General features: G+C 59.6%; 17 protein-coding genes. 10 read left to right on the top strand and 7 right to left on the bottom strand.

Annotation, left to right across the window (positions count from 1 at the left end; genetic code table 11):
- Positions 1–217: 217 nt before the first annotated feature.
- The gene (locus tag GOB85_RS02265) at positions 218–1,105 is read right to left on the bottom strand and encodes a LysR family transcriptional regulator (protein WP_173576060.1); all 888 of its coding nucleotides are present in this window, start codon (positions 1,103–1,105) and stop codon (positions 218–220) included.
- A 217-nt stretch (positions 1,106–1,322) separates the two neighbouring features.
- Between GOB85_RS02265 and GOB85_RS02260 the strand changes: the two genes are divergently transcribed.
- Positions 1,323–2,378, top strand: coding sequence for an aromatic ring-hydroxylating oxygenase subunit alpha (locus tag GOB85_RS02260; protein WP_173576102.1), 1,056 nt, complete (start codon positions 1,323–1,325; stop codon positions 2,376–2,378).
- 271 nt (positions 2,379–2,649) lie between these two features.
- Here GOB85_RS02260 and GOB85_RS02255 read toward each other — a convergent pair whose 3' ends face one another.
- Entirely contained in the window at positions 2,650–5,652 is a 3,003-nt protein-coding gene (locus GOB85_RS02255) for a TonB-dependent receptor plug domain-containing protein (RefSeq protein WP_173576061.1), read from the bottom strand.
- Positions 5,653–6,037: 385 nt separating this feature from the next.
- On the opposite strand from GOB85_RS02255, the gene GOB85_RS02250 reads away from it, so the two are divergent.
- From GOB85_RS02250 to GOB85_RS02225, 6 genes are all read left to right on the top strand, one after another.
- On the top strand, positions 6,038–6,754 hold the full coding sequence (locus tag GOB85_RS02250; protein ID WP_173576103.1) for a response regulator transcription factor: 717 nt from the start codon (positions 6,038–6,040) through the stop codon (positions 6,752–6,754).
- Positions 6,755–6,764: 10 nt separating this feature from the next.
- Entirely contained in the window at positions 6,765–8,279 is a 1,515-nt protein-coding gene (locus GOB85_RS02245; RefSeq protein ID WP_173576104.1) for a sensor histidine kinase, read from the top strand.
- Between the two features lie 180 nt (positions 8,280–8,459).
- Positions 8,460–11,633, top strand: a complete 3,174-nt coding sequence (locus GOB85_RS02240; RefSeq protein WP_173576062.1) for an efflux RND transporter permease subunit — start codon at positions 8,460–8,462, stop codon at positions 11,631–11,633.
- Positions 11,630–12,898: an efflux RND transporter periplasmic adaptor subunit gene (locus GOB85_RS02235; RefSeq protein WP_173576063.1), complete on the top strand. Its 1,269-nt coding sequence runs from the start codon at positions 11,630–11,632 to the stop codon at positions 12,896–12,898. Before GOB85_RS02240 ends, GOB85_RS02235 begins: the two co-directional genes overlap by 4 nt.
- Positions 12,899–12,972: 74 nt before the next feature.
- Positions 12,973–14,490 carry an efflux transporter outer membrane subunit gene (locus GOB85_RS02230; protein ID WP_242011242.1) on the top strand — a complete coding sequence of 506 codons (1,518 nt, stop codon included), beginning with the start codon at positions 12,973–12,975 and terminating at the stop codon, positions 14,488–14,490.
- Between the two features lie 536 nt (positions 14,491–15,026).
- Positions 15,027–16,766: a tetratricopeptide repeat protein gene (locus tag GOB85_RS02225; RefSeq protein ID WP_173576065.1), complete on the top strand. Its 1,740-nt coding sequence runs from the start codon at positions 15,027–15,029 to the stop codon at positions 16,764–16,766.
- A 6-nt stretch (positions 16,767–16,772) separates the two neighbouring features.
- Here GOB85_RS02225 and GOB85_RS02220 read toward each other — a convergent pair whose 3' ends face one another.
- Both GOB85_RS02220 and GOB85_RS02215 read right to left on the bottom strand, forming a co-directional pair.
- Positions 16,773–17,699 (bottom strand): polyphosphate kinase 2 family protein, encoded by a 927-nt coding sequence (locus GOB85_RS02220; RefSeq protein ID WP_173576066.1) that lies wholly within the window; start codon positions 17,697–17,699, stop codon positions 16,773–16,775.
- A 20-nt stretch (positions 17,700–17,719) separates the two neighbouring features.
- Positions 17,720–18,475, bottom strand: coding sequence for an SDR family NAD(P)-dependent oxidoreductase (locus GOB85_RS02215; RefSeq protein ID WP_173576067.1), 756 nt, complete (start codon positions 18,473–18,475; stop codon positions 17,720–17,722).
- 92 nt (positions 18,476–18,567) lie between these two features.
- Between GOB85_RS02215 and GOB85_RS02210 the strand changes: the two genes are divergently transcribed.
- Positions 18,568–19,170 (top strand): YqgE/AlgH family protein, encoded by a 603-nt coding sequence (locus GOB85_RS02210; RefSeq protein ID WP_173576068.1) that lies wholly within the window; start codon positions 18,568–18,570, stop codon positions 19,168–19,170.
- A 367-nt stretch (positions 19,171–19,537) separates the two neighbouring features.
- Complete coding sequence (bla, locus tag GOB85_RS02205; protein ID WP_173576069.1) at positions 19,538–20,416, top strand: class A beta-lactamase; 879 nt, start codon at positions 19,538–19,540, stop codon at positions 20,414–20,416.
- 264 nt (positions 20,417–20,680) lie between these two features.
- Here the strand turns inward: bla and GOB85_RS02200 are convergent, their stop codons facing one another.
- Genes GOB85_RS02200 through GOB85_RS02190 form a run of 3 tightly spaced genes read right to left on the bottom strand, consistent with a single transcriptional unit; the run spans position 20,681 to position 23,012 of the window.
- On the bottom strand, positions 20,681–20,914 hold the full coding sequence (locus tag GOB85_RS02200; RefSeq protein WP_173576070.1) for a DUF6587 family protein: 234 nt from the start codon (positions 20,912–20,914) through the stop codon (positions 20,681–20,683).
- The gene (gene feoB / locus GOB85_RS02195) at positions 20,911–22,770 is read right to left on the bottom strand and encodes a ferrous iron transport protein B (protein WP_173576071.1); all 1,860 of its coding nucleotides are present in this window, start codon (positions 22,768–22,770) and stop codon (positions 20,911–20,913) included. The genes GOB85_RS02200 and feoB overlap by 4 nt, the downstream gene beginning before the upstream one ends.
- A gap of 2 nt (positions 22,771–22,772) precedes the next feature.
- Positions 22,773–23,012 carry a FeoA family protein gene (locus GOB85_RS02190; protein ID WP_173576072.1) on the bottom strand — a complete coding sequence of 80 codons (240 nt, stop codon included), beginning with the start codon at positions 23,010–23,012 and terminating at the stop codon, positions 22,773–22,775.
- 186 nt (positions 23,013–23,198) lie between these two features.
- Here GOB85_RS02190 and GOB85_RS02185 point away from each other — a divergent pair, with 186 nt between their 5' ends.
- A complete protein-coding gene (locus GOB85_RS02185; RefSeq protein WP_408737014.1) occupies positions 23,199–24,125 on the top strand; it encodes an SMP-30/gluconolactonase/LRE family protein in 927 nt (308 codons plus the stop codon).
- The last annotated feature ends 95 nt before the right edge of the window (positions 24,126–24,220 follow it).

The following is a 24,220-nucleotide window of genomic DNA, read 5'->3' as shown; positions in this document are numbered from 1 at the left end:
TATAGATGAGGCACATTCTTTTGTCTCTGCTATTGGCCTCTCATTTGCGATTATGTTTCCATTTTGTTGCATAAAATACACAGACAATCCTGTATATGTCGGATGCGGATCCGTGCTCAGGCCGTTTCGACTGTGATCCGCTTTTTGTGATGTGGCCATGATTCCTTCTGTCTGGCTCACGATTTTTCCGCAGGTCGTTGCGATGGTTCTGGCTATGTTATGGTACTGTCAGTGCTGCATGTGATCCTGCCAGAAACCGTTCGATTTCCGCGGCGAGCAGGCGTGCGCCCGATGTGAGAATCCGTGTTCGTGAAACCGCGAGAGCGAGCATGGCGGGGCTGGACCGGGCTTCCGCCAGGGGCACGAAGCGCAGCGATCCCGCCTCGACTTCGCTGAGAACGTCCACACCCAGCAAAATGCTGATTCCGACACCGGCGCCGATCAGCGATCGGATCATCCGGATGCTGTCCGTCTCCGTTACCGGCGCGATCTTTGTCAGGCTGGCTGAAAGCAGAGGATCAAGACGTCTCCGCAACGCCAGGGGCGGAGCGGGCATGATGAACGGATAATCATGACATTGCCCGAGACGAACCTCGGACCTGGCGGCAAGCGGGTGATCCGGCGGGCAGACGATGCCCAGTGGTGATGTTGTATAGCTCTGCACGATCAGATCGCGCCGGGCTGGTGGATCAAGCAGCAGGCCGAACTCTGCTTCCCGTTCGGTTACGGCGCCTGCGATGGCGTGATTGTCCATTACTCTGGAGGCGATCACGATGCCCGGATAACTTTTGCGAAACTGTCCGATCAGTTTCGGGATGCCGCCTCGTGTGAGCGCATCGACAATGGCGATAGTGATATGGCCGCGTTTCAGTCCCTGAAGATCATTGAAGCCGGCCTGTGTTTCCGTCCAGTCGCGTTCCCATTTCTGTCCGGTGGTAAACAGGAGTTCTCCGGCCGCTGTCATTTGCAGGCCGGAGGGATGCCGCTCGAAAAGCGGGACACCGAGTTCCGCTTCTGCGTGCAGGATCTGTCTGTCGACTGCCGAGGCCGCGATTCCGAGCTGTTCGGAGGCCCGACGGATTGAGCCGCAGCGTGCGACTGCCATGAAATACTTCATGATTCTTGACTGGACAGTCATCTCTCCCCCGGTGCGCTCTTTTTGCGAACGGCAAAGACTAACTTAAGCGATATGCAGGCACACCCCCTGCGCGGCAGAACTGGTGACGCCATCCCCCGCTCTTAATGTGAGACACGTCATGACCCAGTCTGCTGAACCCGGATCTGCCGCACCTCTGTCGCAGTGCGTTGCGCAGACGGCCGCGATGGCTGATCTGCCACGCAACAGCACTTTCGATCCGCATGATCGCGCTATTCTTGCGCGGTTCTGGTATCCCGTCGCGCTCGTCAGGGAGGTGGGGCAGGAGCCTGTGGCTGCCATGCTGCTGGATGAAGCACTGGTTGTATACCACGCCGGTGATGAGATCGTTGTTGCCCGCGACATCTGTCCGCATCGTGGGGTGCCGCTCAGTCTGGGCACGGGAAATGGTGAGTCCATTGCCTGCGCCTATCACGGGTTCCGCTTCGGACAGGCTGGCCGCTGCGTGAAAATACCGGCTCATCCGGATGGGGCGATCCCTAAAAAGATGACGCTGCGGACATATCCTTCACTGGAGCGTTATGGGCTGATCTGGGTTTGTCTGGCGCCTGCTGAAGGTCAGTGGCCGGCGGACCGGGAGGCAATTCTTGCGGCGGCGGACATTCCGGGGATGCCGCACTGGGATGAAGCGGGTTATCAGCAGATCGTTTGTCCCACGATTGATATTCAGGGTTTTGCGGGTCGGCAGATGGAAGGGTTTCTGGATGTTGCCCATTTCGCTTTCGTCCACACCGACACGTTTGCTGATCCGGAAAACCCCGTGGTTCCGCCTTACATGCCGGTGCTGACGGAGAAGGGTTTCGAGGTCGGGTATCGTAGTATGGTGGGGAATTATCCGATTGGCGTTCAGGATCGCGGCCGGCCTGGCTTTGAGTGGCTGCGGCATTTCCGGACTCATCTGCCGTTTACGGCGACGCTGGAGATTCATTTCCCTGATGACGGGCGGCTGGTGATTATGAATGCGGCATCGCCGGTTTCCGCGCGTGTTACCCGTCTTTTTGCGCCGATTTGCCGTAATTTTGATACTGATCAGTCTGTTCAGGCTGTTTATGACTTTAATCGCCGGGTTTTTGAGGAAGACAAGGCGATCGTCGAAAGTCAGAAGCCTGAATGTCTGCCGCTTGATCCGTCTCTTGAGGCTCATGTGCCTGCGGATCGCAGTTCCATTGCCTATCGGCGCGGGCTGCGGGGGCTCGGGCTCAGTCGTTTCTTTATTGCCTGAACCGGGCGCTGTTGTCGTTACGTGCTGGTGCTTTCTCAGGGCTTTGCCCTGGAACCCACCAAAGGTCACAGACCTTTGGAAACCATTTTGTTATTAATCAATCGGGGTGCAGGGGCCGTCGTGCGCAGCACGCCTTCGCGTGACGGTCCCTGCCGGGTTCGGGCAGAGCCCGAATTCAGCCAGCCCTTTGAAAAATCACAGATCAACACACAACACTGACAGAGCCTTTGCCGGGTTCCGGGGCAGGCCCTGCCGGGATGCGTGGCGAAGGTCAGAAGCCGGCCGCAACCTGGAGCCAGAAGGAGCGTCCTTCGTAGAAGTCTCCATAGACAGAGGCCATGCTGTTGTCGGCTGTGCTGACGACGTAAGGCGGTTTTTTGTTGTTTAGGTTGTTGATGCCGCCCGTGAAGCTCCAGCGACCCAGATCGTAACCGAGCGACAGATCGTTCTTGACCATGGCCGGCGCCTTGTAACGCTGGCTGCCGTCCGCCGTCAGGAACTCCGAGCTGTTGTTCCAGCGCATGCCGCCGATAAAGGTCATCATGTAGGTCACGTGGAAATTTCCGTGACGCCATGTGATGCTTGCGTAATCGCGCACACGGGGGATGCCTGCGGCAGGCAGGGATCCGGCGGTAGCGTTATATTGCAGGCCGCCTGTGTAGTTTGTCCAGGAACCGCCCGCGGTATTCTGCTGCTTGTAGTTCAGGATCTGCTGGAAATTGTTGCTGAGGATGAAGCGGTCCATCGGGGTGACGCGGATGGCGTAATCCACGTCCCAGTCGAGACCGCTTTGATTCAGGCCGCCCTGGTTCGTGTAGAATGATGTCGCGTAATCGATCTGATCGGAGCCTGCGAACCGCTTGATCTGGTTGCAGTAGCCGCTGCCCTGTCCCGTATAGCACTGGTCGGCCATGTACTGGGTCGATACGGCTGAGATCAGGTTGGAAATCGTGTAATGCCAGTAGGTGAGTGACGTGTGCAGACCGGGGATCCAGCGCGGTGTGAAATCCGTGCCGACAGTCCATGTGCGGCCGGTTTCAGGACGAAGTTTCGAGTTGCCGCCGGTCAGGGTGGCGATCTGACCTGAATTGACGTCCGTGAAATTAGCGGCGTTGATACCGGCCTTCGCGCAGTTGGCCACGACGGTAGCGGAATAGGAACCGTAGGATCCTGCCTGTGCGCAGGGGTCGGTTGCCGAGGCGTAGGTCAGCTGCTGTCCGCCGTACATTTCATAGACGTTTGGCTGGCGATATGACGTGCCCAGTGTGGCATGGAAACGGATGTCGCGGGTCGGGGACCAGTTGATGGAGCCTTTCCAGTTCCTGGCGCTGCCAAAGGTGTTGTAGGACGAGAAACGTCCCTGTCCGTCAATGGTCAGGTCGCGGGCGAGAAAGGCGTTGTGCAGCAGTGTCAGCTTGCCTTCCAGGTAGCCCTCGGTGACGTCGAACCCGCCGCCCGTATAGGTGGATGTATCCGTCAGGCTCTGGCCTGATGCGATGAGCGGATCCGGATTGTAGCTGAGTTGTTCGCCGCGATGCTCCATGCCGAGTGCGACGGCGAAAGTGCCGCCGTTTTTCCATGGCATTTTGGCGACATGATCGTTGTTGATACGGAAATTCAGGTCACGCATCTGGTAATGGTAATGACTGTGAGACGTATAGTTCGCGTAGGCTGCCGCGGCGCTGGAGAGCGGTGCGAACGGGCTGGACAGCACGCAGCCTTTAGCGGCGTTACAGACCGACGGGTTATAGGCGGTCGCGCTGTTCGTGTCGGTCGGATCGAGCTGCTGGATTCCGTATTCCTGCAGCAGGTTGGTGTAGCTGCCGACGCCTGACATCTGCTCGGTCATCATGTTCGAGCCATAGGTGTATGAGGCGTCATACATCCAGCCATGCGTGATTTCACCGCGCATGCCGCCGATACCTGTCACCGTGTCGGACGAATCTTCCGTGCGGCGTGGCCCGAATTCGGTCATGCGCCGGTACATCTGAACGTCTTCGCCGGTCGTGTTGTACGGATCGTTGGACGGGATGATGATGGAGGCGGGCATGTCCGATGGCGGCACGGCGCCATCCACCGGCTCGGCGGCCATCTGCGCCATCGATGTGCGGTGGCTGTACAGCACGTTGGCGTAGGGGATGAAGTGTTTGTTGATCTCGTAATGCAGTTCACCACGCAGGGTGGAATTCTGCAGGTAGTTGGAGAGCATCTGGTCGTTACCGTAGTTATAACGGTATTTGTCGTTCCAGGGGATGATTTTTCCGGAACTGGTTCCGGTATATTCGTTCCCGGTCGTCTCGCCGATGTAATGCCCTGACGAGGCAATGAATGACCCGTAGGTCACGCCGCCTGATGAGGGGTTGTTCTCGGCGACGGGTGTGGCCCACGAGCGGTCACGCTGCATGATGCCGCCCTGGCTCATATAGGAACCGAACAGGGTGATGTTGCCCTTGTCGTGATCGAAGTTCCACCCTTTATGGGCTGAGAGCTTGCCGGTCAGCGCATCGCCCTGTCCGCTGATGCCGCCATAGGCGGTGACGCCGCCATCCGTGACATTATGCCGCAGCTTGATGTTGATGACGCCCGAGACCGCATCCGCGCCATACAGTTCCGAGCCGCCGTCTTTCAGCATTTCGATGCTGTCGACCATGTCGGTGGGAATCGTGTTGAAATCGACGCAGTTGTTGTCGCCGTTCATTGTCGTGCGCTTGCCGTCGATCAGGACGAGTACCCGGTTCTGACCCATGTTACGGAAGTCGATACAGGACGCGCCACCTGTGCCGTTGGTCTGGTTGTTGGTCGTGCCGCTGGAACCGATGGAAGGCATGCGCTGCAGGAAGTCACCCAGCGTTGCGACGCCTGTCTGCTGGATCTGGGCGGAGGTGATGGTCTGGACCGGGTTCGGGCTGGTGTTGCGCGCGGTGCGCAGCATGGAACCGGTGACCACCACTTCTTCGTTGCCGCTGGCCTGGTAATGCTGGCTGAGCGCTGCCGCATTGTTGTTGCGACGTGTCGTTGCGCTGGTGGTCGAAATGGCAGGGGTGGCCGTCTGAGCCGGGGCGACGGTTGTGTTGCGGGTTGCGTGAACGGGCCGGGTTTTCGCGGTCCGCACCTTGTGGGTGTGCGACGTGCTGTCTGTTGCAGCCTGGGCGGAGACGGAGAGCAGGATGAGGGGGGTGGAGGCGAAAACTGTTGCCGCCAGGAGAACCGGGCGTGATTTCAGCTTACGGTTTCCCAGACGTGTCCTGCCGGGATACAGGTGAGAAAGAGGCATTGAGGGCAAGACCTTTTTAAGAAGACGTTTTGACCGGATCTCGCTGGATTTCCGTCCGGACATGGTTTGACGCGATATCGCAATAATTTCGCTCTGACATAATCAATGCGCGTTCTGCAATACTCTGTTGCCTGCGCGACACTTATTGGACGTGAATGTTGCAGTTTTATCACTTGTGCATCAGGTGTTGCTGAGCAGCAGATGAACGATGCGGAATCATGGCTTTGAACAGGCTGCTGTTGCCCTGGAGGGTGTGGTTCGTGCGCGGTGCATGGTGGCCGGCCGGAGTGTGCTGTGGCCGTTTCTCCGGACGGGTCGTTTCTGTGACCGTCATGAAATTGATTTTAGTGGCAATTTCGCGTCTGGCGCGGCATCCCATGGTCTTATGAGTGCATCTGTCCCTGTGAATGGCGCCCATGTGCTGCTGGTCGAGGATGACAGCGGCATCGCCCGTGAGATCGCCGAGGAACTGGAGAGCCGTGACTTCGCCGTTACTGCGGTGGAGACTGGTGACGGGGGCCTGGAACAGGCGCTTTCCGGTGCGTATGATGTCATGGTTGTGGACAGGATGTTGCCTGGTCTTGACGGGCTGACGCTGATCGAAACCATGCGTGCCCGCAACATCCGTGCGCCGGTACTTGTTCTCTCGGCGCTTTCGGCTGTCGATGACCGCGTGAGCGGGCTGAAGGCGGGCGGTGATGATTACCTTACCAAGCCGTTTGCCATGGAAGAGCTTGTTGCCCGGATTGAAGCGCTTCTGCGTCGTCCGGACGATACGCGCCAGACCGTGCTGCGGGCCGGGCCTCTTACGATGGATCTTATTGACCGCAGGGTTGATCGGGCGGGACGGGAGGTTGATCTGCTGCCGCGTGAATTCCGGCTGCTGGAATTTCTCATGCGTCGGCCTGGTCAGGTGCTCACGCGTGCCATGATGCTGGAAGAAGTCTGGAATTACCGCTTCACGCCACAGACCAACCTTGTGGATGTGCATATCGGCAAGCTGCGCCGCAAGATTGACGGGCCTGGAGAAGCGCCGCTGATCCATAGTATCCGGGGGGCGGGCTTCACGCTTGGTGCGTCCGATCCTGGCGCGCCGGACTGAGCGTTCGCGCATGGTGTCTTTCCTGCGTGGCAGGCGGTTCGAACTGTTCCGGACGGCCCGCTTCCAGCTGGCGCTTGGTTTCGCTGTGGCGATTCTTCTTGCGACCGTTTTTCAGTTCTCGCTCATTTACAGCCAGATGACGTCGCTGGAATTCCGGCGTTCCGCCCAGCTTCTCCGTCGTGAGATGGATTTCCTGCTTTCTCTTCCGCCGGATCACCTGGCTTACGTCATTCGTGAGCGGTCTACCGATGACCTGCGTATTGTCATCAACGAGGCGGGGATTTTTACGGCTGCCCGTGAACCGGTGACCGGCGATCTGAAGGAATGGCCGGAAGGGCTGGTCGCGGACGGTGAGATGCATGCGTCCATGATGGTTCCTGAGGAAGGGGCGCCTTACAAGGTCTGGTTCCTTGCCGATCATCTTTCTGACGGGCGTCTGCTTGCGCTGGGGCGCAGCGTCCATCCGCTCAGCGAACAGAAGCTGATGCTGCGTCGTGCTTCGGTCACGACCATTGTTCCGATTTTCGTTCTCGCGCTGCTGACCGGGCTCTGGCTCAGTCACCGTGCGCTGGCTCGCGTCAAGGAGATGCATGAGGCGGTTGACCGGATTATGCAGGGTGACATTCACGAACGGCTTCCTGCCGGATCGGAGCGGGACGACCTTCATCGCCTTGCTGGCAGTGTCAATCGTATGCTCGACCGGCTTGAGCAGCTGATGCATGACATGCGTGACGTCGGGAATGATATTGCGCATGATCTGCGGACGCCGCTTGCGCGCGTGCGTGCGTCTCTTGAACGCACTCTTGCCGGCCCCAATGCCGGTTCTCCCGAAGTTCTGCGGGATGCGATTGGCGGTGCGATCGAAAATCTCGATCAGTGCTTTTCCATCATTACCGCACTGCTGCGGATGGCTGAAATCGATAATGGCCGGCGACGGGACGGCTTTGCGGCTGTTGATCTCGAAGATCTCGCTCGTGACATCATTGATCTTTACGAGCCCATCGCGGAAAGCGAGGGTGTTGGTCTTTATGGTCCGAAATCTGGTCCGGTGTCGCAGGGGGCGATGATGTCTTCCGCATCTCCGCCGCAGGATTCTCTGTCCGGAACGACGTTTTCGGGCGCTTCTTTTCCGGCGGTGCCTGTCGTCGTGCAGGGAGACCGGGATCTGCTCATCGAGATGCTTGCCAATCTTGTGGATAACGCGATCAAATTCACGCCGCCTGGCGGGAGCGTGCGGGTGGATGTGGGGTGCTGGCGAGGGCATCCGGCTGTTGCCGTGACGGATAACGGGATTGGGATCGCGCCTCAGGAGCGGGCTGCCGTGCTGACCCGGTTCTACCGCTCGGACAAGAGTCGCCACATTCGTGGCAGCGGGCTTGGTCTGAGCCTTGTGGCGTCCATTCTGAGGCTTCATAACGCGCATGTTCTGGTTGAGGACGCGATGCCCGGTCATCCGACTCAGGGGGCGAGGCTCGTTGCCGTCTTTCCGGTACCGGGCCATGGTCGCGAGCCACTCCGGTCATGACGGGAGCGGCTCGGAACCGTCAGGGGAAAATGTTGTTTTCAGCCGGCTATCGGGGGAAATGACAGCTCCGGAGAGGGTCTCTTAAAAGGTATTTTATTCGCCACCTGCGGCATTCGCTGCCAGAAGGTTACATATGTCAGTTGTACTGTGCCTGTTCGATGTGTATTCGGGTGAGAGCGTATGAACGAAATTGTCGTCATTGCTCTCAAGCGTCCTTACACCTTTGTTGTCCTCTCGATCCTGATCCTGGTTTTCGGTGTCCGGTCGATTCTGTTCACGCCGACAGACGTGTTTCCAAGCATCAAGATCCCGGTTGTGGCCGTGGCGTGGACCTATACGGGTCTTATGCCGGAGGACATGTCGGGGCGTGTCGTTTATTATTATGAGCGTGCGCTGACGGCGACGGTCAACAATATCGAACACATCGAAAGCCAGTCCTATTACGGGCGGGGCATTGTCAAAATCTTCTTTCAGCCCGGAACCGACGCCTCTGCGGCTCAGACGCAGATTACGGCCGTGTCGCAGACCGTCATCAAACAGATGCCGACCGGGTCCACGCCGCCGCTGGTTCTGACCTACAACGCGTCTTCCGTGCCGGTTCTGACGCTTCAGGTTTCCTCGACCAGTATGACGGCGTCACAGATCTATGACATGTCGTCGAACCTGATCAGACCGGCGCTGGTTTCGGTGGCGGGTGCGGCGATTCCGAACCCGTATGGCGGTCAGCCGGGCAACATCATGGTCGATCTCGATCCGACCAAGCTGCTTGCGCATGGTCTTTCGCCGGTGGATGTCTCTGCCGCGCTGAACAGGCAGAACATCGTTCTTCCGGCGGGCGACCAGAAAATCGGCACGATGGACTGGATGGTGCAGTCCAATGCTGCGCCGCGTGATATCGACACCTTCAATGCCATCCCGATCAAGCAGGTCGGGAATTCCGTGGTGTATATGCGTGATGTGGCCTGGGTTCACCCCGGCGGACCGCCGCAGACCAACCTTGTTCTGGTGAAGGGGCAGCAGGGCGTTCTCATCGTCATCATGAAAAGTGGCGATGCTTCGACGCTTGCCGTCGTGGACGGTGTGAAGCAGCTGCTGCCCGGTATCGTGAAGACGTTGCCACCGGGTGTGGACATCAGGATCGTCAACGATGCTTCCACTTTTGTGAAGGAATCGGTGCGCGACGTGGTGCAGGAGATGGGCACCGCCGCCGTGCTTACCGGGCTTGTCGTGCTGCTCTTCCTGGGGTCGTGGCGGTCCACGGTCATCATTGCGACCTCTATTCCGCTCGCCATGCTCTGCGCGATCATCGGGCTGGGCTGGGCTGGTCAGACGATCAATGTGATGACGCTTGGCGGGCTGGCGCTGGCGGTTGGTATTCTCGTCGATGATGCGACCGTCATGATCGAAAATATCGATGCGCATCTGCATGGCGGCAAGGATCTGGAAGACGCGATCATTGATGCCGCCAACCAGATTGTCGTGGCGACGTTCGTGTCCACACTCTGTATCTGTATCGTCTGGATGCCGCTGTTCCAGCTGACGGGTGTTGCCGGCTGGCTGTTCATGCCGATGGCTGAGGCCATCATCTTTGCGATGCTGGCGTCTTTTATCCTGTCTCGAACACTTGTTCCGACGATGGCGAAATACCTGCTTGCGGCTCAGGTTGAGGCGGAGCGGTCTGGTGCGAACAAAGAGCCGAAGACCATTTTCGGGCGCTTTCAGCGGGGCTTCGAGCATCGTTTCGAGCAGTTCCGGGCTGGCTACAAGGAGTTGCTTGCTTCTCTGATAGCCGCGCGTGGCACCTTTATTGGTGGTTTTCTTGCGGCCGCGATCTGTTCGCTGGGCCTTCTGTTCTTTGTGGGTCAGGATTTCTTCCCGGAGATCAATTCGAATGCGCTGGCGCTGCATATGCGGGCGCCGCTCGGGACCCGTATTGAAGAAGCAGGCAAGATTTCTCAGCTGGTGAATGATGAGATCGAGAGTCTGCTTCCGGGGCAGGTGGAGTCCATTGTTGATAACTGTGGACTGCCTTTCAGCCCGCTCAACCAGGCGTTTATTCCGACGCCGACGGTGGGATCGCAGGATTGCGATCTGAACGTGACGCTGAAGAACGATGATTCGCCGGTGGCTGAATACCGCGCCACGTTGCGAACTGGTTTGCAGAAGAAATTCCCCGGCACGCAGATTACATTCCAGCCCGCCGATCTGACGGCGAAGATTCTGAACTTTGGTGCGCCGGCTCCGATCGACGTTCAGATCATCGGCCGTAACCTGCATGACAACTTTATTTTTGCGAACCGGCTGGTGACGAAACTGCGCCATGTGCCCGGTATTGCGGATGTGAACGTTCAGGAACCGATGACGACGCCGACGCTTCTGGTGAATGCACGACGGAGCTTTGCTCTTGGTACCGGCATCACGGAGTCCGACGTTGCCAGCAACATGCTTGTCTCTCTGTCGGGCAGTTCCCAGGTTGGTCAGGTTTACTGGCTCGACCCGAAGACCGGCGTGTCGCATCTGATCGATATTCAGACGCCGGCGGAATATCTGCAGACGATGAACGACCTGGAGATCACGCCTGTTGATAAGGGCGACGGGAACCCGAACGGTAATACCGTTCAGTTGCTTGGTGGTCTGAGCAAGATTGTCGAAACGGGGACGCCGGGTGAGGTTGCGCACTACAATATTATGCCGGTCTTCGACATCTACGCCATGAACGAAGGGATCGACCTGGGTACTGTGGCGCGGGAGGTAAAGCGAATTGTGGCGGCTGAGCAGGACAAGTTGCCGCATGGTTCCTCCATGGCCGTGATCGGCCAGGGCGTGACGATGAATTCGGCCTATGCTCAGCTTATCGGTGGTCTGGCGATGTCGATCATGCTGGTCTATCTGATCATCGTCGTGAACTTTCAGTCGTGGCTTGATCCGTTCATCATCATCACGGCGCTTCCCGGTGCTCTTGGTGGTATTGCGTGGTCGCTGTTCCTGACGAACACGGCGCTGTCGGTGCCGGCTCTGACGGGTGCGATCATGTGCATGGGCACGGCGACGGCGAATTCCATTCTGGTCGTGTCTTTTGCCCGCGATGAGCTGGCACGGCACGGGGATGCATTCAAAGCGGCGCTGGATGCCGGGTTCGAGCGGATTCGTCCGGTGCTGATGACGGCGTCCGCCATGATTGTCGGCATGCTGCCGATGTCGATGAGCAACTCGCAGAATGCGCCGCTCGGCAAGGCGGTGATTGGTGGTCTGCTGGTGGCGACGGTTGCGACATTGCTGTTCGTGCCCTGCGTCTTCGCCATGCTGCACGGACGGAAACAGAAATTGAAGACGCCCGAGGGAGAAGCGGCATGAGTGGCAGGCAATCGCGCGGAAAGCTTGCGCTCATTATCGTTCTGATTGTGGCGCTGGTTCTGGCGGCGTGGGGGATTTTCCAGCGTCACCGTCATTTTGTGCAACTGGCGTCGGACACGCGGGAGAGTTCTTATCCGAAGGTGCAGCTGATCAGCGCGCAGCCTGGTCCGACCCACCGCACACTGGATCTTCCGGCCAATATTTCGGCCTGGTATCAGGCGCCGATATACGCGCAGGTCTCCGGCTATGTGAAGATGTGGTACAAGGACATCGGCGCGCAGGTTCATGCCGGAGATCTTCTGGCTGAGATCGATACGCCTGGTCTTGATGCGCAGTTCGGTGCGTCGAAGGCCAATCTGGATGTGGCGCTTGCCCGTTACAAGCTGGCTCAGATCACAGCGAGACGCTGGAAAGCGCTGCAGGGCACTCAGGCGGTGTCGCAGCAGGAAGTCGATGTGCAGGCGGCCAATGCCGAAGCGCAGCAGGCACAGGTTGAGGCGGCGCGCCATGAGATGGAGCGTTATGCTGCACTCGAAGGTTTTAAGAAGATCGTCGCGCCGTTTGATGGTGTGGTTACGGCGCGACTTGCCGATGTGGGTGATTATGTGAATGCCGGAGGCGGTGATGTGAGTTCACGCGGCAGCGCCACCGAGCTGTTCAGCGTTGCGGACGTTCATGCGATGCGCGTGTTTGTGCCGGTGCCGCAGGATTATGCGGATATTATTACGCCGAAACTGACGGCCACCCTCAGGGTGCCGCAGTTTCAGGGGCGTGAGTTCCAGGCGCGTTATCTCGCGACGGCGGCGGCCTTCAATCAGAACACCCGCACTGTGAATACGGAGCTCATGGTTGATAATCCTCGCGGCGAACTCTGGCCTGATTCCTATGCGACGGTGCATTTCGAGGCGCCGGGCGATCCGGATATTCTCATTCTGCCTGTAGGGGCGCTGATATTCCGTGCGGAGGGGCTGCAGGTGGCGATGGTTGACGCCAGCAACCGGGTTCATCTCGTGTCCGTGAGAGTTGGCACGCTGCTCGGAAAAAGCGTGCAGATTCTTGAGGGTCTGAAGACCACGGACAAGGTGATTAACAATCCGTCTGCCGGTCTGCTCGACGGCGACGAGGTCCGTGTTGTTCCTGGCACGCGCGGCTACAACATTGCCGCCGGGCCGCCTCCGGAGAAAACCGGAGCGGCTGGTAACGACGATGTCCGGGCGATGCCGAAGGACAACTCTCCCTCACCTGAGGCGGGTGCGCGTCAATGACGGCATGCCGTATTTCGCCTGAAGTGCAGTCCGGGAAACGTCGCCGTCTGAATTGCTTTGCTGCGGCTTTGCTGATGGCGACTGGTCTTGCCGGCTGCGATCTGGCTCCGGCTTATAAGCCTGTGAAGCTGGTTTATCCGGTAAACTGGGAGGGGCAGGGGGTTATCCGTTACGGGCAGCCTGATGATGGCGCCCCCCGCAGTGACTGGTGGAAGGCATTTGGCGATCCACAGCTTGATGCGCTTGAGGACCGGGCTCTGAAAGCCAATCCGGATCTTCAGGCGTCGGCCGAGTCCTTCATGCAGTCGCGTGATGTGGCGGCGCAGGTTGCGGCGCATCTTTATCCGCAGGTGACCGGTTCGGCCGGCGGAGAGAAATGGAAAGGGTCGGCGCACCGGCTGTGGCGCGGTGCGGGCTCTACCGGTCCGATGTATATGTCGTCCGAGCAGTATTCGGGCGCTGCGACATGGGAGCCGGATTTCTGGGATGCGATCCGCAATCGCACGCTGATGGCGAAACAGTCAGCACAGCAGCAGGCGGCAGATTATGCGGTTGCGCGTCTGAGCCTGGAAGCTGAACTTGCCTGGGATTACATGGCGTTGCGCGGGTTCGATGCGCAGGATGCGGTCTACAGGGATTCGATCCGCTATTATCAGCTTGCGGTGCAGATCACGCAGATGCGTCTGCAGGGGGCGATTTCCGCGGGGATCGACGTGTCACGCGCCGAAGCCCAGCTTTATGCCACGCAGGCGGCGGAGACCGACATCCGCGCCCGGCGTGATGTTATGGAGCATGCTCTTGCCGTGCTGGTGAATGCGGCGCCGGCTTCGTTTCATATTGCCCCGCTGAAGGTGGATGACCTCAGTTTCCCGGATGTGCGGCCTTCTGCCGGTCTGCCGTCAACGCTGCTGGAGCGTCGTCCTGATATTGCTGCGTCCGAGCGGGCAATGGCGCAGGCGAACCGTGCCATCGGTGTATCACGCGCGGCATTTTATCCACATGTGACGTTCAATGCGATGACCGGCTTTATGGATAACGGCTTTGATCTCGCCTCGCTGTCGAACTCCATGTACAATTTTGGTGCGCAGGCTGTGCTGCCTCTTTTTCAGGGGGGTATTCGCCGGGCTGAGCTTCAGCGGAGCTGGTCGCAGTATCGTCAGGCCGAGGATGATTATCGTTCCACGGTTCTGTCCGCGTTCCAGGAAGTTGAAGATGGTCTGACGAATGTCAGTCGTCTGAGGACTGAGACGATTCAGCAGGACAGTGCTGTCAGGGCTGCGCTTCGTACGCAGACGATGACGATGGAGCTTTATACGGGCGGTCTCACCAACTATCTGGATGTTGTTGTTGCGCAGCAGGCGGCTCTGGTTGCCCGTGTGGCGCTGATGCAGGTCAGGACCCGGGAGCTTCAGTCGAAGGTTACTCTGATCCGTGCTCTCGGCGGTGGCTGGTCGGCCAGTGATCTGCCGGCATATAAGGCGATTCGTCCTTTCGCGCCGCTTCAGTATGATGGTTTGCGTACGCCGAAGGGTGCTGGCGGAATTTCCGTTTCCACCGATCCTGCGAATGCCAATCTGATGCGGCAGCCCTGACTTCTGTCAGGCTCTGTTCGTATAATGAAGTGTAAAAACCGGGGGCTTTGTCCCATGGGCGCTCAGAGAAGCGGATTGCTGATCCCGGTGTAACACTGGACAGAGCTCTGTCCTCGAACCCCTTCTTCCCGATCAGTTGAGTAACAGGCCGGTTTCCAGAGGCTCTGTTGTCATTCAGTGCCGGCATCTTCTCAGGGCTTTGCCCTGGAACCCACCAAAGGTCACAGACCTTTGGAAACCATTTTGTTATTTGATCAATCGGGGTGCAGGGGCCGTCGTGCGCAGCACGCCTTCGCGTGACGGTCCCTGCCGGGTTCGGGCAGAGCCCGGATTTTGCCAACCCTTTGAAAAATCACAGATCAACACTTAACGACAACAGAGGCTGTCATCTTTTCATAGTGCGACGGAGCAGGTGCACCTTTCGGCCGGGCCTGTCATATCTGATGTGGTGCTGTAACGCTCTGCAAAAAAATCCCGCGATCCGGAAAGGGGCTCTTAAGATCCGGGTGGCATCAGGGTGGTGAGGAGTTCGCACCATGACGATCCGGTCCGCCACCGCCGAAGTCTCTGATACATTGCTGGACACGATGCTGGCCCGGTGTCGTGTTTTTGAACAACGACGGGATTTCGAAGCGGTCCGTCGCGATACGCTGCGTTTCCTTGGACGTCATCCGCGCGATATGGCTGCTCTGGCCCTGCTTGGACGCGCGGAGCTTCGGCTTGGCCGGCCGGCGCGTGCTCTGGCGCCGCTGGGGCGCTGCTTTCGTCAGTCGGGAAATTTTGTTTTCCGCCTGCTCTATGCGCATTGTTTGCGAAAGCTGGGCTGTCAGGCTGAAGCCACGGCGGAGCTGGAACAGACAAGTCGCATGATGCCTGCTTCCGGGTTTGCGTTTTTTACGGCCGGGGTCGCTTTCGAAGGGATTGGCGAAACGGATCGTGCTGTTCGTTTTTACAGGCAGAGTCTTGAACTGGCGCCTGATGTTCCCTGTGTCAGCCACCGTCTTGGCAGACTCCTGCTTGATCAGGGAGAGCCGGAAGCCGCGCTTGACCTGATTGCGCGGGCCATCGCCGCCCGGCCGGAGGAGGCGTATTATCATCTTGATCATGGTGTGGCACTCGAGCTGACAGGGCGGCTGGAGGAGTCTCTCCAGGCCGTTGAAAAGGCTCTTGCTCTGAAACCACAGGATGAGGAGGCGCTGCATAACCGCAGTCATCTGCTCTCTCTTCTCAATCAGTCGGATGCGGCCATTATCGCGGCTGACCGCGCGCTGGAAGTGCGGCCAGCTTATCCGAAGACGTTGTTTACCCGTGCCACGGCCCTGCTCAAGGCGGGGCGCTGGGATGAGGGCTGGCGGGAGTATGAGTGGCGCTGGCGATCCTGTCAGACGCCCCGGATGGATCTCTGTGCGCCGTTATGGCTGGGTGAGGATCTGCGCGGTCGCAGTATCCTGCTTCATGCTGAACAGGGTTTTGGTGATTCGCTTCAGTTTATCCGTTTCGCCACCAGCGTCAGCCGATGTGGCGCGCGTGTGACTGTGCAGGTGCCTGAGCCCCTGGTCCGGTTATTCCGTCGCGTTGAGGGCATTGCGGACGTTTGCAGCACCCTTCCGTCCGGTTGCCACTTCGACTTTCACTCTCCGCTGGGCAGTCTGCCGTTGCGGTTCGGGATTATGCCGGACACGGTTCCGGGGGCGCCCTATCTTTCCGTTCCTCCGGGAGAGGCTGTGCGTCAGGGGGATATGGTTCGGCGTCTTGTGGAAAATGGTGGGGCGGACGCGCGTGATTTTGTTGTCGGCCTCGTCTGGTCTGGCGCGCCCCGGCGGCACAAAGCACGGTCGCATGCTCTCGATCGTCGTCGTTCTGTAAAACTGGCTGAACTTGCACCGCTTTTTTCAGTTCAGGGGACTCGTTTCGTCAGTTTTCAGATGGATGAAGCGGCGACGCAGAGAGCTGAAAGCGGCTTTCCTCTCACTGATGTCACCGGGGGCATCGGTGATTTCGCGGATACGGCTGCCCGTCTCAGCGGTGTTGACCTTCTGATCACGGTTGATACGTCCATCGCGCATCTCGGTGGCGGGCTGGGTCTGCCGGTGCTGATGCTATCACGTTTTGACAGTTGCTGGCGCTGGCTGGAGGGTCGCTCTGACACTCCGTGGTATCCCTCGATGCGGGTTATCCGGCAATCGGCCCCGGGAGACTGGTCCGGGGCTGTTGAGGAGGCTCGCAGCCTGCTTTCCCGGCACATGCGGGACCGGAGTTGCGCCCTCCGGCCATGATGTTCGTCAGTCTTTCGGGTCGGTTTCTTCGCCCAGTTTCGCGCGGTAGGTGTCCAGGGATTTTGAAAAGGCCGGGTCCATGACGGGTGGTTTCTGGGCCAGCTTTTCGAGGGCGCTGATGATTGTTTCGAGTACGGTCAGACGGGCGAACCATTTGTGGTTGGCGGGGACGACGAACCAGGGCGCGTAGGGCCGTGAAGTGTGGCTGACCGCTTCTTCATAAGCCTGCTGGTAATGATCCCAGAATTCACGTTCCCTGACGTCTGCGCCGGAGAATTTCCACCGTTTGTCGTGGTCGTCCAGGCGGGCGAGCAGACGTGCGCGTTGTTCTTCCTTCGAAATGTGGAGGAAGAATTTGAGGATCAGCGTGCCCTGACGTGACAGGTAATGCTCGAAATGCCGGATGTCCTCGAAACGGCCTTTCCAGAATGCGGGGGTGCCGGTGTCTTCGGGGAGATGTTCCTGTTCCAGAAGTTCCGGGTGAACGCGTGTGACGAGGACGTCTTCGTACTGGCTTCGGTTGAAGATGACGATGCGGCCGGCGGCGGGAGCGGCGCTGTGGATGCGCCAGAGGAATCCGTGCAGCAGTTCCTGCGGACCGGGCTGTTTGAACGATGTCACGCTCACGCCCTGCGGATTTACGCCGGACATGACGTGCTTGATCGTTCCGTCTTTTCCTGCGGCATCCATACCCTGCAACACGATGAGCATTGAGGTTGTGCCGTTGGCGTAGAGGAGTTCCTGCAATTCGAAGAGTCGCTTTTTGGCGATCTTCAGCAGGGCTTTACCCTGAGCTTTGTCGAGCGGAAGTCCCGCCGTGTCACCCGGGTCATAATCGGCGAGGTGGAAGGGCTTTTCTTCGTTGACACGATAGCGTTGCGAGAGGACCGACCTGACGCCGGGTCCGGCAGTCGTGGTTTTGGTCTGTGCCATGATGCGCTGCTCCTGTGGCTTCAGTTCACGCCGCGTTTTACGGCGAGGCCGGCGGAGGCCTGGCAGACCGGCATCATCTCGATGCGATTGATATTGACGTGTGGCGGCAGCCCGAGAGTCCAGGAGACGGTTTCGGCGATGTCTTCCGGCAGGAGGGGGCTGGTGTCTTTATAAACGTCAGCCGCTTTCGCGTCGTCACGCAGGCGGACGTTGCTGAACTCGCTGCCGCCGCAGAGTCCGGGTTCGATATTGGTCGCCCTGACGCGCGTGCCGAGAAGATCTGAGCGGAGATTGCGCATGAACTGGGACACGAAGGCTTTGCTGGCGCCGTAAACATTGGCGCCGGGGTAGGGATATGTTCCGGCTGTGCTGCCGAGCGAGACGATGTGTCCGTGGTTGCGTTCGACCATGCCGGGCAGGAGTGCGCCGGTGATTTCCACCAGTCCTGACACGTTGGTGCGGATCATCTGTTCCCAGTCATTGATATCGGCCTGCTGCGCGGGGGCGAGACCCAGGGCCAGGCCGGCATTGTTGACCAGCACGTCCACGGTCTGCCAGCCATCCGGCAGGCTGCCGGGCAGGGCGCGCAGGGCGGCAGTGTCGTCCATGTCGAGCTTCAGGGGCAGAAAGGCATCGCCGAGCGTGCTTTTCAGTTCATCCAGCCGTTCCTGGCGACGACCTGTGCCGATGACCCGGTATCCGTCTTTTACGAGCCGTCGGGCGATCGCCTTGCCGAAACCGGCTGTGGCGCCGGTGACCAGAACTGTGTCTGTCATCGTGTTTTCTCCCGTCTTTGTTTGTCTGGTGGCATTAGCCCGTGCGGGTTGCCGTGTTGTCAAATGACGCGGAGCACACCATATCCTGAGGCATGTGCCTTTCTTCGACAGATATCTTTGACGCCGGCGGGGCGGAGAACTCGTTCACCGGCTATCTTCTGATTGCGATGCCCACGCTCTCTGAGACGGGGTTCGCGCGGTCGGTGATCTATATGTGCGCTCATTCGGCGGAGACTGGCGCAATGGGGATTGTCGTGAACCGGCGTCTGCCTCAGCCGGCTTTCGACGATCTTCTTTTGCAGCTTGATATTGCTCCGGTGCCTCCGCGTCGCCGGATCGGGCTGTGTGCTGGTGGCCCTGTCGAGTCGGCGCGTGGTTTTGTTCTGCATTCCTCAGACTGGAGTGGCGAGGGCAGTCTGACGGTTGATGACAGTACGTGTCTGACTGCCAGCCTTGAAATTCTCAAGGACATCGCGGCCGGTTCGGGTCCGCGCGATGCTTTGCTGGCTCTTGGTCATGCGAGCTGGGCGGCTGGTCAGCTTGAGGAAGAGATTGCCCGCGATTCTGCCTGGCTGATTGCTCCGGCCACACGGGACATTATTTTCGGGGCGGATCATGGCGGGAAGTGGCGCAAGGCGCTGGCGGGGATCAATATTGATCCGCTGCGACTGGCGTCGTTCGTTGGCAACGCCTGAGGCAGGCTGCCTGCGCCTCGATTTATTCATGACAAAATGGTTTCCAAAGGTCTGTGACCTTTGGTGGGTTCCAGGGCAAAGCCCTGGGAAGAAGCCAACAGTTAATGACAACAGAGCCCCTGCCGGGTTCGGGCAGAGCCCGGATTCTGCTTACCCTTTGAAAAATCACTGATCAACACGTAACAACAGAGCCTCCTGAAACAGCTTTTTAGTCTGTTTTTCCGACATTCGGGCTATGCATCAGTCATTGCTGAGATCCTGTGGGTCGAAGAGGCTTCTCTCTGTCCGAAGTGCTTTCAGGGGCTGTGCAATGAACCATGGCTAAGGCAGACTTTATGGCGTTCTGAGGCCATAACAGAGAGTTCACATGTGTCTGAAGCGACGAACTCTCATCCTGGGCATTCCTGCGTTTCTGGCATCGCCCGCCGTGGCGGGCGATGCCGCGCTTGTGCCGCTCCGGGAGTATGAGCGGGCAAGCGGAGGTCACATAGGGATATATGCGAAGAACATATCATCGGGCGCCACGTTCGCGTGGCGGGCTCATGATCGCTTTGTGATGTGCAGCACCGTCAAAGCGTCGCTGGTCGCGTTCGTTCTTTCTGAAATCGATCGGGGGCACGGCGATTTAGATGAAATGATCCATTACAGCGCAGCGGATACAGGTGATTTGTACGCTCCGGTGGCCAGAGCAAATCTGTCGAAGGGTGTTCTGTCTGTCCGGGACATGTGCAGGGCGGCAGTCGAGGTTAGCGACAACGTTTGCTGTAATCTGTTGCTAAAGCGTGTGGGTGGCCCTCCGGTAATGACAGCGTTCTGGCGCACAATTGGCGACCATGTGACCCGGCTGGATCACCCCGAACCGTTTCTGAACCGAACACGCCGGGGTGAATCGTATGACACGACCACGCCGGCTGCCATGGCAGAAAATCTCCGCAAGTTTGTTGTTGGGGACGTTTTATCCGCTAAATCCCGCGCGTGGTTCACGGAGTTACTGATTGGTTGCCAGACGGGTGGCAATCGCCTGCGGTCTGGCCTTCCGGGTAACTGGGTGACCGGCAATAAAACAGGTCACAACGGCAGGGATGCTGCCGGCGACATTGCAGTGTCGTGGCCCGATCCACGCACTCCCGTTGTCATCTGCGTTTACACCCGGGGAGGCGCCCCGACGAATGCTCAGTTTGACGCGGTGTTTGCCGGAGCCGGACGTCTGGTTGCTTCACATCTGGTGCGGGAGCGTCCCGGCTGAACGAAAAGCCGACAACAGGTCTGCAATATTGGAAGAAGCATCTGTCCTGCATAATCACGTCCGCTCTCGATACGCTCCTGCATCACCATCTGCGTATCGATAACGACAAGCGCTGTGCGCGTGCTCTTATTTTCCCGGGCGGTTGTTATTCTGATCTCTGTCCGGGCATATCATAACGAGCCTGTTTTTGAGATGCCCGGGAAAATTCCGGCATCCCTCTTCCATGGCCATCATGAAGAAAAATACGCTGAGTCGGCAGCCCTGTCAGTGGCAGCCGCCACTGCCTTTGTCGCAGCCTTTGCAGCCCCCACAGCCCCCTCCGGGAGCGGCATTGGCGCGTCCTGCCACGGCCTGGCGCATCGGAGCCGGTGCGCGCACCGCTTCCAGAACGTGCCCCGTGCCCCGCCACATTCTGCGGGTTACGGAGGGAGCAAGACGCCCGAGCCAGTAGAATCCGCAGGCCACGACAAGCACGCTGACAATAAGCACTTCGATCATGACGGTCCTCCTCCGAATGCCAGTGCCAGTCGCCAGGTGACGAAGGACGCGGCGTAAGCAAGTCCGAACAGATAGGTGGCGGTGATGGTGACCATTTTCCATCCCCCTGTTTCGCGGCGGATGACGGCGAGAGTGGAGAAGCACTGGGGTGCGAAGACGTACCATGCCAGCAGCGACAGGGCGGTGGCGAGGCTCCACTGGGCTGAGAGCAGCGGGGTAAGCTGTGCGGCGGCGTCGGTTTCGGTACCGCCGACGGCGTAGACTGTCGCCAGGGCGCTGACTGCGACTTCGCGGGCGGCGAGGCCGGGGATGAGGGCCACGCAGATCTGCCAGTTAAAGCCGATCGGCGCGAAGAGCGGCAGCATCCAGTGTCCGATCCGGCCGGCGAGACTGTAATCGATGGCCGGCCCGGTGGCGCCTGCCGGAGGGGCGGGGAAGCTGGACAGGGCCCAGAGCAGCACGCTCAGCGTGACGATGATCGTGCCGACACGGGACAGGAAGATGACGGCCCGCTGCCAGAGGCCAAGTCCGAGATCGCGGAGGTTGGGCAGGCGATAGGCCGGGAGTTCGAGCAGCAGGGGGTGTTCGGCGGTTTTGCCGCCTCGTTTCAGAACCCAGGCCACGGCCAGCGCACTGAGAATCGCGGCCATGTAGAGGGTGAAAAGCACCAGACCATGCAGGTTGAAGATGCCGCCGACGGTGCGATCGGGCACGAAGGCGGCGATCAGAAGCGTGTAGACCGGGAGCCGTGCCGAGCAGGTCATGAGGGGGGCGAGGAGGATGGTGATCAGGCGGTCACGCGGGTTCTGGATCGTGCGTGTGGCCATGATTCCCGGCACGGCGCAGGCGAAGCTGGACAGGAGCGGGATGAAGGAACGGCCGGAGAGGCCGGCGGCGGCCATGATGCGATCCAGCAGAAAGGCAGCGCGTGGGAGGTAGCCGGATTCTTCCAGGACGAGAATCCACAGGAAGAGGATGAGAATCTGGGGCAGGAAGACGACGACCGTGCCGGCGCCGGCGATCACGCCATCCACGATGAGGCTCTGAAGTACGCCATCCGGCAGGATATGGCGCACCATTTCGCCGAAAGCGCTTACCCCGCCATCGATGGCATCCATAAGCGGCTGGGCCCAGGAAAACACGGCCTGGAACATGACGAACATCAGCGCGAACAGGATCACGAGACCCCAGACCGGGCTGAGCACCCAGCGGTCGAGCCTGTCTTCGAAGGCTTCGCTGGCGGCGGAGGGACGGGAGACGCAGTCTGCGAGCAGCCGGCGGACGGTGACATGCACGTCCTCGTTTCCCTCCAGGGGCGCGGGGCCGGTGAGGGGAGGATGATCGAGCAGATCGAGCAGGTCGGTGGCGCCGTTTCTGCGGATCGCGACAGCGGTGACGACGGGCACACCGAGTTCCTGCTGAAGGCGTGGCACGTCGATGACCATGCCCTGCTGGCGTGCGGCATCGACCATGTTGAGGACGACGACCATGGGGCGACCGAGCTGCCGGACTTCGAGAGCGAAGCGGAGATGCAGGCGGAGATTGGTTGCCGACAGCACGCAGATCAGCAGTTCGGGGGCGGCTTCGCCCCTGTATCGTCCGGCGCAGACATCGCGGGTGACGGCTTCGTCGGGGCTGGTGGCGGTCAGGCTGTAGGCGCCAGGCAGATCGAGCAGGCGGACGGGGCGGCCGCCGGGGGTGGTGAGGCGTCCTTCCTTCCGTTCGACCGTCACGCCAGCGTAGTTCGCGACTTTCTGACGGCTGCCGGTCAGCTGGTTGAACAGGGCTGTCTTGCCGCAGTTGGGATTGCCGACCAGTGCTGCCCGCAGCGGGAGGATGTCCACCATGGCGTCCATGATCAGGCGGCGGTCCTGAGCACGATACGGGAGGCTTCGGCGCGGCGCAGAGCGAAGCGGGTGAAGCCGATTTTTACGGCGAGCGGATCGGCGCCGAACGGTCCCTGTGCGATGATTGTTACGGGCTCACCGGGCACGAAGCCGAGTTCGCGCAGACGCACGGCGACAGGATCACCGGATTCGCGGTCTTCGATGTGGTCTATGATGGCTTCTGACCCGGGTGACAGCTCGTTCAGGCGCATGGCTGCTTGTGTCCGCCTGCTGTGTAATTGCGAATGATACCTATTTCGTTATTTGTCTGCTGTCCAGGCTGGTGTGTTGTGCTGATCAGTATGAATCTGGCAAGTCCGGCATAACAGGAGCGCAACCCTCGTCTGAACGGGGGCGTTCCGGTTGCCTGTCTGACGGATGAAAAGGGAGCGAATGACATGACCGCGAACACTGAGATGGCGGTTCCGTTCGATCCGCGGGACGGGGCGACGGATGTGCCGGTGTGTGTGTGGGATCTGCGCGCGGAGCTGGGTGAGGGGCCTGTCTGGAGCGGCGGGGCGAAGGTCCTCTGGTTCGTCGATATCCTGGGTCGCAGGGTCCATCGTTATGATCCGGCGAGTGGTGCGGCCCGGTCATGGGCTGCGCCATCGCGGCCCTGTTTTCTTGTCCCGCTTCAGGATGGTCGCCTGCTTTGCGGCATGGAGGACGGTCTGCATCGTTTTGATCCTGCCAGCGGCACATTCGGGAGTGTGCTGGCTGTGGAGCGGGATCTGCCGGGCAACCGGCTGAATGACGGTCATGTCGATCCTGCCGGGCGTCTCTGGTTCGGCACCATGGATGATTCCGAGGAGAACCCGACGGGATCTCTCTACAGCATCGGGCCGGGGCATGAGCTGACCCGGCATCATGGCGGCTATACGGTGAGCAATGGTCCGGCGGTCTCGCCGGATGGCCGCATCCTTTATCATTGTGACTCGGCTCTCGGGACGATCTTCGTGTTTGATGTGGCGGTGGATGGTGCTCTGAGCGGACGGCGTGTTTTTGCGAAAGTGGAGGATGGCGCGCCGGACGGCCTCGCTATGGACAGCGCCGGGACGCTCTGGTCCGGCGTCTGGGGTGGTGGTCGGATCGAGCGGTTCCGACCGGACGGATCGCGGCTGGCCCCCATTGCGGTGCCGGCGCGGAACGTGACGAAAGTGGCCTTTGGTGGTCCGGACGGGCGCACGGTTTTTGTGACGACGGCGCGGAAGGGGCTGTCGCAGGAGGCGCTTGCGGCTGAGCCCCGGACGGGCGGGCTGTTTTGTCTGAGGACGGAGACGCCGGGGCTGGTTCAGGGACATGTGAGCTTCCCTGTCGCGGGCTGACGCCGGGAAAACAGGATTTTCATGGCATGGTCACGGATGCGCGATGAAGTTTCGCGTGCATTCCGTGCCCGTCCTCTCTATGGACTGCGAGCAAT

The organism is Acetobacter fallax (genome assembly GCF_011516735.1).
Lineage (GTDB): Bacteria > Pseudomonadota > Alphaproteobacteria > Acetobacterales > Acetobacteraceae > Acetobacter > Acetobacter fallax.
This window is presented reverse-complemented; position numbering and strand designations above follow the sequence as displayed.